12 protein-coding genes are annotated in these 13,017 nt (G+C 67.6%); 8 read left to right on the top strand and 4 right to left on the bottom strand.

From position 1 onward, the window contains the following. Window positions 1–370: 370 nt before the first annotated feature. Window positions 371–769, bottom strand: a complete 399-nt coding sequence (locus EBN1_RS07240) for a DUF488 domain-containing protein (RefSeq protein ID WP_011237283.1) — start codon at window positions 767–769, stop codon at window positions 371–373. A gap of 70 nt (window positions 770–839) precedes the next feature. Then, window positions 840–1,628, bottom strand: a complete 789-nt coding sequence (locus EBN1_RS07235; protein WP_011237282.1) for an EcsC family protein — start codon at window positions 1,626–1,628, stop codon at window positions 840–842. A 185-nt stretch (window positions 1,629–1,813) separates the two neighbouring features. Between EBN1_RS07235 and EBN1_RS07230 the strand changes: the two genes are divergently transcribed. The 6 genes from EBN1_RS07230 (at window position 1,814) to EBN1_RS07205 (ending at window position 8,060) form a co-directional block, all read left to right on the top strand. Next, window positions 1,814–3,043, top strand: a complete 1,230-nt coding sequence (locus EBN1_RS07230) for an Eco57I restriction-modification methylase domain-containing protein (protein WP_011237281.1) — start codon at window positions 1,814–1,816, stop codon at window positions 3,041–3,043. A gap of 94 nt (window positions 3,044–3,137) precedes the next feature. Next, window positions 3,138–4,433: a glutamate--cysteine ligase gene (gene gshA / locus EBN1_RS07225; RefSeq protein WP_011237280.1), complete on the top strand. Its 1,296-nt coding sequence runs from the start codon at window positions 3,138–3,140 to the stop codon at window positions 4,431–4,433. After that, window positions 4,434–5,444, top strand: a complete 1,011-nt coding sequence (gshB, locus tag EBN1_RS07220) for a glutathione synthase (protein ID WP_049780216.1) — start codon at window positions 4,434–4,436, stop codon at window positions 5,442–5,444. Then, window positions 5,444–6,499 carry an FAD:protein FMN transferase gene (locus EBN1_RS07215; protein WP_011237278.1) on the top strand — a complete coding sequence of 352 codons (1,056 nt, stop codon included), beginning with the start codon at window positions 5,444–5,446 and terminating at the stop codon, window positions 6,497–6,499. The genes gshB and EBN1_RS07215 overlap by 1 nt, the downstream gene beginning before the upstream one ends. 7 nt (window positions 6,500–6,506) lie before the next feature. After that, window positions 6,507–7,421 (top strand): DMT family transporter, encoded by a 915-nt coding sequence (locus EBN1_RS07210; RefSeq protein WP_041645970.1) that lies wholly within the window; start codon window positions 6,507–6,509, stop codon window positions 7,419–7,421. Between the two features lie 33 nt (window positions 7,422–7,454). Next, window positions 7,455–8,060: a 2-hydroxychromene-2-carboxylate isomerase gene (locus tag EBN1_RS07205; RefSeq protein ID WP_011237276.1), complete on the top strand. Its 606-nt coding sequence runs from the start codon at window positions 7,455–7,457 to the stop codon at window positions 8,058–8,060. Window positions 8,061–8,139: 79 nt separating this feature from the next. Here the strand turns inward: EBN1_RS07205 and EBN1_RS07200 are convergent, their stop codons facing one another. Beyond that, on the bottom strand, window positions 8,140–8,763 hold the full coding sequence (locus EBN1_RS07200) for a hypothetical protein (protein ID WP_241762823.1): 624 nt from the start codon (window positions 8,761–8,763) through the stop codon (window positions 8,140–8,142). A gap of 162 nt (window positions 8,764–8,925) precedes the next feature. Between EBN1_RS07200 and EBN1_RS07195 the strand changes: the two genes are divergently transcribed. Both EBN1_RS07195 and EBN1_RS07190 read left to right on the top strand, forming a co-directional pair. Continuing rightward, window positions 8,926–10,149: an RNA-guided endonuclease InsQ/TnpB family protein gene (locus EBN1_RS07195; protein ID WP_011237273.1), complete on the top strand. Its 1,224-nt coding sequence runs from the start codon at window positions 8,926–8,928 to the stop codon at window positions 10,147–10,149. Between the two features lie 43 nt (window positions 10,150–10,192). Then, window positions 10,193–12,160: an ATP-binding cassette domain-containing protein gene (locus EBN1_RS07190; protein WP_011237272.1), complete on the top strand. Its 1,968-nt coding sequence runs from the start codon at window positions 10,193–10,195 to the stop codon at window positions 12,158–12,160. Between the two features lie 140 nt (window positions 12,161–12,300). Here the strand turns inward: EBN1_RS07190 and EBN1_RS07185 are convergent, their stop codons facing one another. After that, window positions 12,301–12,972, bottom strand: a complete 672-nt coding sequence (locus EBN1_RS07185) for a transglutaminase-like domain-containing protein (RefSeq protein WP_157866591.1) — start codon at window positions 12,970–12,972, stop codon at window positions 12,301–12,303. Window positions 12,973–13,017 lie beyond the last annotated feature (45 nt).

Genomic DNA, 13,017 nt, shown 5'->3' with positions numbered 1-13,017 from the left:
GGAGAACTCATGCCATTGTCAACGGGCGCGGCGATGGCGGCGTCCCTGCGCTTTCGCACTCTCCTGATACTTCGATCGGCGCACGTCCGCAGAATTCCTCAGTCCGTCCGTTGACCAGGAGTTTCCACACCGCCGCTGCGCGCGATCGCCGACAAGGCATCGGGACTGCGGCGCTCGCACATTTGCTCCGGACGATTCAGCCGGCTCGACGTGGCGGCCGGGAGGTCGAACCCCGGCCGCTCCGAGCGCCCCGGTGACGCTCGCAATGCGCCCGTGCTGGTTCCCGCAGCCGCTTGAGGGCGATGATCGTCCCGGCGCCGTGGAAGCTGTAAAAAAACCGGCAGGTTTCCCCGCCGAGCAGGCGCAGGATTCAGGAGCCCGCGGGATCCACCTGCGCGCCTTTTTCGGTCAGCAGCGCACGAAGAATCGAGCGGTGGCAGTGCGATTCGTCGGCACAGTAGCAGCCGACGGAAAAATTCGCATGGTGTGACAGGGCTGCGAGCACGTCGAGCGAGCGGCTGTTGTCCGGCGTTGTCATCTCGGTGCGGTAGTGCCTGGCAAAAGCCTGCCATTCGGCAGGCGTACTCGCGTGTTGCGCCATTTTCATCGTCGCCACGCTCGGCGCAAGGTTCGGATACCAGACGTCGTACCAGTCGTGCGACGCGAAGTCGGTTTTCGGCACGCCGCGCGGGGGCCGGCGCACGGTCCCGATGCGCAGCCCTTCATCTGCGGCCCGCGGCTTGCCGAGCCGCACGATACGAACGACCATCGCTGCCTCCTCGTATGTTGCCAAGGGAATATTGAATATCGCCGGTGTGCGGCATGGCCGGCGGCGGACTTCACACTTTCTTATAGACGAGCCTGACTTCGTCGACACCATGCACCCGTTCGAGGCGGCGCACGGTGAAGTGGCCGCGCGCCATGTCCTGGAAGTGATCGATGAACAAGGTGTTGATCAGCGCCCCGCCGACTGCGCCGACGACCGGCACGGCCTGCGCCGCGACTTTCTGCGACACGGTGATCGAAAAACGCGACGCGACCTGGGTGATGAGCTGCACGATCGCCGGGGTGCCGCGGGCGATCACCCCCTGTTGCGCAGCGTATCTCGCGGCTTCGGAGACAGCTTTTGCCATCGCCGCGCGCGCCGCGAAGTATCCCGTCTCCGCAGCGTCGTCATGACCGGATTTCCCGCCCAGCGCGAGCACCTGGACGCACTGCAGGCGCGCTTCGGCCGAACCGAGGTCTTCGCCCTCGCTGCGCGCGATCTCGGCGATCGAGCGCAGCATGAGCGTCGTCGACAGCGGCAGCTCGATCGCCAGCGCGGCGAGGCCGAACGCCCCGCCCGCCGCGCCGGTCGTCCCGACTGCGAGCTTGTGCCAGCGGTTCGAGGTCGTCGACGGCGTCTCGGTCCGGTCGCGTTCCAGCGTGCGCAGCGCGACGTCGAGCGCGGTCTCGATCGCCTTGCGCGTGGCGTTCATCACTGCTGCGTTCCAGCTCTTCGGCAGCATTCCGAAGCCGCGCTCGATCGGCGAGCCGACGACGTCGCTGATGCGCGCGGCCAGCCCGGGGTTCTCGAGCAGCGCGCGTGCGCGGCGCAGGTCTTCGATGTCTGCGGCGGTCAGTCCCATGCGTGGCTCCGGTATCGAACGTCAGAGGTGCGGCGGGGAAGACGGTTCCCTCGCGGACGCTGCGCGCGTTGCATCGGCCTGCGCGGCAGTTTATCTTCGCAGGCTTTGCCGTTTCCCGATACGAGCTCGAGGATCCCGATGAAACCCGTGCAGCCCTCCCGTGCCGGCGCTGCGAACTGCCGCGCATGAGCGTGCAGCTCGAACTCGGCCTGCGTGATGTCGCCGCACTCGGCCAGGTGTTCACGCCCGAGCCGGTCGTGCAGGCGATGCTTGCGCTGCGGCGCAATCGCGGCCGCGTGCTCGAACCGGCGTGCGGCGACGGCGCGTTCCTGCGCCACTTGCCCGGCGCCGTGGGCATCGAGTTCGACCGCGCGCATTGCCCGCCGGGCGCGCTGAACGAGGATTTCTTCGCCTATCCGGTCGCCGAGCGCTTCGACACCATCATCGGCAATCCGCCCTACGTGCGCTTCCAGGACATTCCGCCGGCGACGCGACGGCTGCTGCACGCGGAACATTTCGACGGGCGCTCGAACCTGTACCTGTTCTTCATCGAGAAGTGCGTGCGCCATCTTGCGCCGGGCGGCGAGCTGATCTTCATTACGCCGCGCGACTTCCTCAAGGGGACCTCTGCCGTAAAGCTCAACCGGCTGCTGTTCGCTGCCGGCACGATCACCGAGGCGATCGAGCTGGGCGACGCGCGGGTGTTCGACGACGCGGTGCCGAACTGCCTGATCTGGCGCTTCGAGAAGGACTGCTTCGCGCGCGACATGCGCTACGCGCAGATCGGCGTCGCCGACCGGCTTGCCGCGGCACTCGCCGCGCCGCGCTGGCAGGCTCGCCACCTCGTCGAATGCGCCGGGCACCTGATGTTCGCGCGCGGCGACTATCCGCTGCGACTGTCGGACGTCGCGTTCGTCAAGGTCGGCGCGGTGTCGGGCGCGGACGACCTGTACGCGGGCGCGGCGGGCGCGAACCGGGATTTCGTCTGCTCGGCGACGGTCAGGACCGGCGAGACGCGGCGCATGCTGTGGATCGCGCCGGGCGATCCACCGCCGCCGGCGCTGCTCGCGCACAAGGCGCGGCTGATCGCGCGCCGCGTCCAGCCTTTCGACGAATCGAACTGGTGGCACTGGGGGCGCGGCTACCATCAGTCGGCGCAGCCGCGCGTGTACGTCAATGGCCGCACGCGCACGCCGCGGCCGTTCTTCCTGCACGAATGCCGCCATTACGATGGCGCCGTGCTGGCGGTTTTCCCGCGCCGCGCGGCCATCGATATCGCCGCTTTCCGCGATGCGCTGAACGATGTCGACTGGGCCGATCTGGGCTTCGTCTGCGACGGCCGCTTCCTCTTTTCGCAGCGCAGCCTCGAAAACGCGCCGCTGCCGGAGCACTTCCGGGCCTTCGCCGCGGTCTGAGTGGCGTGGGAGCGTGCCACGCCGGCTGGTGTAATATTGCTTGCAATTCATTTGCCGCGGCATGTCCGCCCGCGGACTTTCCCGAGAAAAGCTCATGGTTCCTCATCTGACTACCGCGCTGACCGGCCCGCTTTTGGAACTCGAAAAGCGATTCCTCGACCACGCGACGGAAATCGAGCGCTGGATGCGCGTGCAGTGGCAGGATCACCTGCCACCGTTCTACGGCTCGACGGATCTGCGCAACTCCGGTTTCAAGCTCGCGCCGGTGGACCTGAACCTGTTCCCGGGCGGCTTCAACAACCTCAACGATGCTTTCATGCCGCTGTGCGTGCAGGCGGCGCAGGCGGCGATCGAGCGCATCTGTCCCGATGCGCGGCAGTTGCTGCTGATCCCGGAAAACCACACGCGCAACCAGTTCTACCTGCAGAACGTCGCCAAGCTGGTGTCGGTGCTGCAACTCACCGGGCTCGACGTGCGTCTCGGCTCGCTGCTGCCCGAAATCACTGCGCCAACGACGCTGGAGCTGGCGAACGGCAGTACGCTGACGCTCGAACCGCTGGAACGGCGCGGCGCGCGCCTCGGCCTCGCGGATTTCGAGCCGTGCGCGGTGCTGCTGAACAACGACCTGTCGGGCGGCGTGCCGCCGATCCTCAAGGGACTCGACGACCAGTGGCTGATCCCGCCGCTGCATGCGGGCTGGCATGTGCGCCGCAAGTCGATCCACGCTGCCGTCTATGACCGCGTCGCGCGCGATTTCGCTTCAGTCATCGGTATCGACCCGTGGCGCATCAACCCGGAATTCGGCGTATGCAGCCAGATCGACTTCCACGAACGCACCGGCGAGGAACACCTCGCCGACGAGGTCGACAGGCTGCTCGCACGCATCCGCGAGAAATACCGTGAATATGAAGTCACCGAGACGCCGTTCGTCGTCGTCAAGGCCGATGCCGGCACTTACGGCATGGGTGTCATGACCGTGCGGGACGCGTCCGAAGTGCGCGGCCTGAACCGCCGCCAGCGCAACAAGATGAGCGTCGTCAAGGAAGGCCTCGAGGTGCACGAAGTCATCATCCAGGAAGGCGTGCACACTTTCGAGACCGTCGACGACGCGGTCGCCGAGCCGGTCGTCTATATGATGGACCACTACGTCGTGGGCGGCTTCTACCGCGTCCATACCGAACGCGCGCGCGACGAGAACCTCAACGCGCCAGGCATGCACTTCAAGCCGCTGGCGTTCGAGACCTGCTGCTCGCTGCCGGACTGCCGCCAGGGGCCGGACGCCGCGCCGAACCGCTTCTACGCGTACGGCGTCGTCGCCCGGCTCGCGCTGCTCGCCGCCTCGATCGAGATCGAGGAAACGATGCCGGCCGAAGCCGAACTGGCGGCGTGAATGGGCAGCCTCGATCGAATCCCGGGCGAGCGCCCGGTGCCTGAGCCGAAAGTGCAGCCGTCGCGCCCGCTGAACCTTGCGTTCATCCTCGACCCGCTGCACGGCCTCAAGGCCTACAAGGATTCGAGCATCGCGATGATGCGCGAAGCCGTAGCGCGCGGCCACCGCGTGTCGGCGATCCAGCGCGAGGCGCTGACGTGGCGCGAAGGCGTGGTCGCCGCGCGCAGCCATGCGATCCACACCCGTGCCGACGAGCGCGGCTGGTACGAAGCGGGCGACGAGGCGTCGCTGCCGCTCGCCGCGTTCGACGCCGTCGTGATGCGCCAGGACCCGCCGTTCGACTTCGAATACATCACTGCGTCGTGGCTGCTCGAACGCGCCGTCGCCGGCGGGGCGCGCGTATTCAACGATCCGCGCGCGATCCGCGACCATTCCGAGAAGATCGCGATCACCGAATTCCCGCAGTTCACCGCGACGACGCTGGTCGCGCGCGACGCTGCCGACATCGATGCCTTCATCGACGAACTCGGCGACGTGATCCTCAAGCCGCTCGACGGCATGGGCGGCAGCCAGATCTTCCGCGTGACGGCGTCCGATCCGAACCGCAACGTCATCGTCGAGACACTGACGCACGAAGGCGCGCGCACGATCATGGCGCAGCGCTATTTGCCGGCGATCGCGGACGGCGACAAGCGCGTGCTGATCATCGGCGGCGACGTCGTGCCGTACGCGCTCGCGCGCATTCCCAAACCCGGCGAGACGCGCGGCAACCTCGCTGCCGGCGGGCGCGGCGTGGCGATGCCGCTGACCGAGCGCGAGCGCGAGATCGCGGAATTCCTCGCGCCGGTCCTGTGGCAGCGCGGCCTGATGGTCGTCGGCCTCGACGTCATCGGCGGCCACCTGACCGAAATCAACGTCACGAGCCCGACGTGCTTCGTCGAGATCGCCGCGCAGACCGGTTTTTCGGTCGCCGGGCTGTTCGTCGACAAACTCGAACAGGCTTGCAGCTGATGCGCGGGTGGCACAGGCTTGGCCGCCTCGGTGCGGCATGGGTCGCGCTGTGGTGCGTCGCGCTCCTCGGGGCCTGCACGCAGCCGCAGCTCTTCCACCAGGAAGCCTATGTGTTCGGCACGCGCGTCGATCTCACCGTGTACGGCGAACCGCACGAGGTCGCGGCCGAGGCGATGGGCGCGGTGCTGCAGGAGTTCGACCGCCTGCACCGCGCCTACCACGCGTGGCAGCCTTCCGAGCTGACGGCGCTGAACGAGGCCATCGCGCGTAGCGAGGCTGCCGTGGTGTCCGACGAGCTCGCCGCGATGCTGACCGACGCGCAGCAGCTGTCCGCGACCGGCGACGGGCTGTTCAACCCGGCGATGGGCGCGCTGATCGGCCTGTGGGGCTTCCATGCCGACGAATTCGCGCCGCGCCTGCCCGATCCGGCGGCGCTGCGAACGGTGATCGAAGCGCGACCGCGCATGTCCGACCTCGTCATCACCGGCAATCGCGTCGAGAGCCGCAATCCGGTCGTGCAGCTCGATCTGGGCGGTTACGCCAAAGGCTACGCGCTCGACCGCGCCGTCGCGATCCTGCGCGACAAAGGCATCGACAACGCGCTCGTCAATATCGGCGGCAACGTCATGGCGCTCGGCAAGAAAGGCGACACGCCGTGGCGCCTCGGGCTGCAGCATCCGCGCGAGCCTCAACCGCTCGCGACGCTGCCGCTGTACGACGGCGAGGCGATCGGGACGTCCGGCGACTACCAGCGCTATTTCGAACTCGAGGGGCGCCGTTATTCGCATCTGCTCGATCCGCGCACCGGCATGCCCGCGACCGACAGCCAGTCGCTGACAGTGCTGGTCACGCCGCGCAAGGACGCCGGTACGCTGTCCGACGTGGCGAGCAAGCCCGCTTTCATCGCCGGCGACGACTGGCGCGAATACACGCGCCGCTACGACATCGACCATGCGCTGCGCGTCACCGCCGCTGGCCGCATCGAAGTCACCCGCGCGCTGCGCGCCCGCCTCCAGTTCCCTTCCGGTACGCCCGGAGTCACTGTCGTCGACTAGGTCGATCATGCCCCCTCGCCCGCATCTCGATCGCTTTGCCATGGGACTGATGGTGCTGCTGTGCACGGTGTGGGGATTGCAGCAGGTCGCGATCAAGCTTGCCAACGCGGGCATTTCGCCGGTATGGCAGGCCGGTCTGCGCTCGCTCGGCGCGACGGCGCTGGTGTGGGGGTGGGCGAGCGCGCGCGGCGTGAAGCTGTGGTCGTCGGACGGAACGCTCGCGCCGGGCCTCGTCGCCGGTCTGCTGTTCGCCGGCGAGTTCGCGCTGATCTTCTGGGCGCTCGAATTCACGACTGCGTCGCGCGGCGTGATCTTCCTGTACACCGCGCCGTTCTTCGTCGCGCTCGGCGCAGTGTGGCTGCTGCCGCACGAGCGCATGCGTCGCGCGCAGTGGGCAGGCATGGCGCTGGCGTTCCTCGGTGTGCTGACGCTGTTTGGCGAGAGCCTGCTGCTCGGGTCCGGCCGCGCCTGGATCGGCGACCTGATGATGCTGCTCGCCGCGAGCATGTGGGCCGCGACCACGCTGACCGTCAAGGTCAGTCCGCTGATCCGCGTGCCGGCCGAAAAAACGCTGCTGTATCAACTGGGCATCTCGGCGCTGGTGCTGCCGCTGCTGTCGCTCGCGTTCGGCGAGCCGGGCGTGTTTGCGCCGACGACAGTGGTGTGGGCAAGCCTCGCCTTCCAGACCGTCATCGTCGCCGCTGCGAGCTATGTCGCGTGGTTCTGGCTGATCAGCCAGTATCCGGCGACGCGCCTGTCGTCGTTCTCGTTCCTGACGCCGGTGATGGGCGTGCTCGCCGGCGGCCTCCTGCTCGGCGAGGCGCTGACGCCGGCGGTGTTCGCCGCGCTCGCGCTTGTCGGCGCCGGCATCTGGATCGCGAACCGCCCGTCTCCCGAAGCGGCGCCCGTGCCGGTGCGCTAAAGTCGATCACCCACAGGAACGGAGGACCTTCCCATGCAGCGACCCCGCGTCGAGTTCTGGTACGAGTTCGCGAGTTCCTATTCGTATCTTTCGGTAATGCGCGTCGAAGCGCTCGCCGGCGCTGCCGGCGTCGATGTCGCGTGGCGGCCTTTCCTGCTCGGGCCGGTGTTCCTCTCCCTCGGCTGGAACGACTCGCCGTTCAATATCTACCCGCCGAAAGGCCGCTACATGTGGCGCGACCTCGCCCGGCTCGCAGAAAAGTACGACCTGCCGTTCCGCGTGCCGAGCCGCTTTCCCCGCAACGGCCTGCTCGCGGCGCGCGTCGCGCTGCTGGGGGTCGAAGAAGGCTGGATCGCGCCGTTTTCGCGCGAGATCATGCGCGCGAACTTTGCCGAGGATCGCGAAATCGGCGACGAGGAAGTCGTCGAGGCGGTCCTGCGCGACCTGGGTCTGCCGGCCGGCGAACTGCTCGCAGCGGCTGTCGCCACCGACAACAAGCTCGCGCTGCGGCACCAGACCGAAGAGGCGACCGCGCTCGGGCTGTTCGGCGCGCCGACGTTCCGCGTCGGCGACGAGCTTTTCTGGGGCAACGACCGGCTCGAAGACGCGCTCGACTGGGCGAACCGGCGGCCCGGCTGACGGAAAAGCTTCAGCCCGGGCGAGCGGGAAACAGGCGACGTGTAGCGGGCGCCGCCCGGCGGCGCGCGCCGGGCGGCTGTCAGTTGCCGGCCTTTTCTTTTTCCTTTTCCTGCTCGCGCTTGCGGATCCGCTCGTCGTAGCGCGCACGGTCGCGTGCCGCGTCTTCGGCCCGCTTCGCGGCTTCCGCTTCGGCTTTCGAGCGTTCGCGCGCTTTTTCCGCGTCCTGCTCGCGCTGCCGGTCACGGGCGGTGGCGGCATCCCGGGCAGCCTGCGCGTCGCGTTCCCGTCGCGTGGCTTCGGCGGCAGGATCGGGCGTGATCTGTGGGTCGGCGGACGGCGCGGCAGGGGGCGGCGCGACCAGTTGCGGTGCCTGTGCGTCGGACGGCGGCGCCGGCGGCGGCACGGCGCCGCGCAGCGCGGCCTGGCGCTGTTTTTCGGCGAGTTCGAGCCGGTTCGCCTCGGCTTCGATCGCGCGTGCCTTGCGGATCTTGTCGAGGCGCTGTTCCTTCGCCTGTGCGATGCAGTGGTTGACGAGGAAACGTTCGTAGCACGCCGGTTCGGCGCGACGCAGCGCGTCATCGGCCTCTGCGCGCAGCGCGCGGGCCTCGTCGCGCAGGCGCTCGGCGTGCTCGAGATCGGCTTCAGCGGCGCCGGCGGCCGCAGCCGCGACAGCCAGCAGCAGCGGCAGTAGGCGAGGGATCATCGGCATTCGGCAGCGGTCGATTGGGGGATGCGTAGAATAACGCCTTTGCCCTTCGATTCGCTGACCCGGTGCGCGACAAGCCCCGCCGTCCAGGGCGGGGAAGGATAGCGCGGACGGCGTAGCCGTCCTTGCCGTTCAGGGGAGTGCGGGTAAAATATCGCCATGAAACGCCTTCAAGCCTTCAAGTACGAACTGATGCCCCGTGGCGAGCAGCAGCGGCAAATGCGCCGCTTCGCTGGCTCGTGCCGGTTCGTGTTCAACAAGGCGCTAGGGTTGCAGAAGGAACGCTACGAGCAAGGCGAAAAGAAGCTTGGTTACGCGGGCCTGTGCAAGCGGCTCACCGAGTGGCGCAACAGCACTGAAACCGTGTGGCTGGCCGCCTCTCCGGTTCACCCGCTGCAGCAGGCGCTCAAGGATTTGGAGCGGGCCTGCACCAACTTCTTTGCCAAGCGGGCCGACTTCCCGCGCTTCAAAAAGAAAGGCCAGTCGGACAGCTTCCGCTATCCCGACCCGAAGCAGATCAAGTTCGATCAGGGCCACAGCCGCATCTTCCTGCCCAAACTCGGCTGGCTGCGCTACCGCAACAGCCGGGATGTGCTCGGGGCAGTGAAGAACGTCACCCTCAGTTCGTCAGGCGGCAAGTGGTATGTGTCGATCCAGACGGAGCGCGAAGCCGAGCAGTCCCTACCCTCGGCGACTACCGCCATCGGCATCGATGTCGGCATTGCCCGCTTCGCCACGTTGAGCGACGGCAGCTACATCGCCCCGCTCAACAGCTTCAGGAAACACGAACAACGGCTGGCCCGGTATCAGCGGGGGATGTCGCGCAAAACGAAGTTCAGCAACAACTGGAAGAAGGCGAAGGCCCGCGTCCAGCGCATTCATGTCCGGATCGGCAATTGCCGCCGCGATTTCCTGCACAAAGCCACCACGACGATCAGCCAAAACCACGCCATGATCGCCATTGAGGACTTGCAGGTGCGCAATATGAGCAAATCGGCAGTGGGAACAGCCGAGCGACTGGGCAAGAACGTTCGGGCCAAGTCCGGCCTGAACAAAGCCATCCTCGACCAGGGCTGGGCCGAGTTCCGCCGCCAACTGGACTACAAGCTGGCATGGAACGGCGGACATCTCATCGCCGTGGCGGCACGGAACACGAGCCGAACTTGTCCGTGCTGCGGCCAGGTGTCGGCGGACAACCGGCGCACGCAGGAACGGTTTGCGTGCGTCGGTTGCGGATTCGAGGAAAACGCCGATGTGGTCGGCGCGCTCAATGTTTTAAGGGCGGGGCACGCCCGGTTCGCCTGTGAAGTGAGCGGTGCAGTAATGTCGCCAGCAGCAGGAACCCACCGAAGCGACTCGGGGGCGGCTCAATGCCGCGCCTGAGCGCCGCAGGAATCTCCGGCCTTCAGGCCGGGGAGGATGTCAAGTGATCCAGTTCCGCTACCTCCGCCTCGCCCGAGGCGCCAAAATCCTCGTCGATGCCGCCTCTTTGCAGATCCACCCCGGCTGGCGGGTCGGTCTGACCGGCGCCAACGGCACCGGCAAGTCGAGCCTGTTCGCGCTGTTGCGCGGCGAACTGCACCAGGACCAGGGCGATCTCGAGATCCCCGCCGGGTGGCGGATCGCGCACGTCGCGCAGGAAACTCCGGCGCTGGCGAAACCGGCGATCGAGTACGTGCTCGACGGCGACGTCGAGCTGCGCACCATCGAGGCGCAGCTCGCCGCGGCCGAAGCCGCGCACGACGACGCGCATGAGAGTGCTCATCGCGAAGCCCATATCGGCGCTCATATCGGTAACCTCCACGCTCGCCTGCACGAGATCGGCGGCTACGCGGCGCGCGCCCGTGCCGCGGCGCTGCTCGACGGCCTCGGCTTTCTGCCGGGCGAGGCCGATCGTCCGGTGTCGGACTTCTCCGGCGGCTGGCGCATGCGGCTGAACCTCGCACAGGCGCTGATGTGCCGCTCCGATCTGCTGCTGCTCGACGAGCCGACGAACCACCTCGACCTTGATGCGGTGCTGTGGCTCGAGCAGTGGCTGCGCGACTACCGCGGCACGCTGGTGCTGATCTCGCACGACCGCGAATTCCTCGACGCCTGCGTCACGCACATCGCGCACATCGAGTCGCAGCGGCTGACGCTGTATTCCGGCGGCTACTCCGACTTCGAGCGCCAGCGCGCCGAACGTCTCGCGCAGCAGCAGTCGCTGTTCGACAAGCAGCAGCGCGAGATCGCGCACATCGAGGACTACATCCGCCGCTTTCGCGCGAAGGCGACGAAAGCGCGCCAGGCGCAGAGCCGCATCAAGGCGCTCGAACGCATGGAGCGCATCGCCGCGGCGCATATCGACACGCCGTTCAGCTTCAGCTTCCGCGACGGCCCGCCGGCGCCCGATCCGCTGCTGCAGGTCGAGGACGGCGTCGTGCGCTACGGCGAGCATACCGTGCTCGAGCGCCTGCGGCTCACGCTGCGCCCCGGCGAGCGCGTCGGCCTGCTCGGGCGCAACGGCGCCGGCAAGTCGACGCTGATCAAGCTGCTCGCCGGCCAGCTGCCGCTCGCGGCAGGCAGCCGCAGCGAAGGCAAGGGCCTCGCGATCGGCTATTTCGCGCAGCACCAGCTCGAAACGCTGCGCCCGGACGAGTCGCCGCTGCAGCATCTGACGCGCCTCGATCCGCGCACGCGCGAGCAGGAGCTGCGCGACTACCTCGGCGGCTTCGATTTTCGCGGCGACGGCGTTGGTGGCACTTCGACGCCGGCGACGACGCCGTGCGGCAGCTTCTCCGGTGGCGAGAAGTCGCGCCTCGCGCTCGCGCTGATGATCTGGCAGCGGCCGAACCTGATGCTGCTCGACGAGCCGACGAACCACCTCGACCTTGAGATGCGCCACGCGCTGACGCTCGCGCTGCAGGACTACGAAGGCGGCATGGTGCTGGTGTCGCACGACCGGGCGCTGCTGCGCGCGACCTGCGACCGCTTCCTGCTCGTCGACGACGGCCGCATCCAGCCCTTCGACGGCGACCTCGACGACTACCGCGACTGGCTCGCCGAGCGTCGCGCGCAGGCGAGCGCAGCGGCGAAATGCCCGGACCGCAGCGCCGACAAGGCGGCGCGCAAGGCCGACCGCGAACAGTCCGCCGCCGAGCGCCAGGCGCGCCTCGCCGCGCGCCGCCCGCTCGTCAAGGAACTCGAGCAGCTCGAAAAGAAGCTCGCCAACTGGCACGGCGAAAAAAAGCTCCTCGACGCGCGCCTCGCCGACCCGGCGCTCTACACCGGCGCCGAAGCCGGCCAGCTGCAGACGCTGCTGAAGCGCCAGGCGGAACTCGCCGGCTGGGTCGACGACGCCGAGCTGCGCTGGCTCGAAATCTCCGAGCAGCTCGAAGCGATGCAGGCGGATTGAGATGGTGTGAAGAAATCGTCGCGAGCCGCGCCGCGCGGCTTCGCCGGCGGGCGGGTCAAGGTCGTGCGATGAGTCCCGATAGCTTCCCTCGGTTCGCTTTCTCAGCCCGACAGCGCAAATAGCGTCCCCTGTTTCCGCCCCTACGCGGGCTGGTTTTCCCTTTCAACATCCGCGAGAAAATCCGCCGCCCTCAGTTGCTCGGCCTGTTCGAGCCATACCGGGTAATGCGTGCGGAAATCCTCCGCCATCAGCGACAGCGGCACGTCGGGATAGTGGCCGCGCTGGTGCACGTACTCCATGTGCTGATTGCCGCTGCGGTCGAACGGGTGATAAATCGAGTCGCTTCGGCCATCGAATTCCAGCGGCAGCAACCCGAACCGCTCGCACAAGGCGAGGTTGAAAGCCGGCGTGGCCTTGTACCACGACCCGTCGACGAGAATTTCGGTGTAGCCGTGCCACCGGTACAGGTCCTCTCCGAAGGTCTCGCGCATGCGTTCGGTGCTCAGATGGTTGCGTACGTCGGCGTAACCCGGCCGCGCCGGAATTCCCGCCGCGCGGCACACCGCAGCCAGCAGCGTCGCTTTCGGCACGCACCAGCCGGCGCCGCTGGCGATGACGCTGCTCGCCTTCATCCCGGTTTCGGACAGGTCGATGCGATAGGGGTCGTAACGGAAGCTGTCGCGTACAGCGTAATACAGCGACACTGCGCGCTCGCGGACGTCGCTTCCGCGACAGTGCGCTCGGGCGAAGGCAATGACTTCCGGGTGATCGCTGTCGATCAGCGCGGTCGGCGAAAGATATGGATTGGTCATTGCGGTGCTCATCCAGTAAAGCGGGGATACCGGAGAACAAGTCGA

It is taken from the genome of Aromatoleum aromaticum EbN1, assembly GCF_000025965.1.
Lineage (GTDB): Bacteria > Pseudomonadota > Gammaproteobacteria > Burkholderiales > Rhodocyclaceae > Aromatoleum > Aromatoleum aromaticum.
Note: the sequence above shows the minus strand (reverse complement) of the source record. Positions and strands in the feature narration are given on the sequence as shown.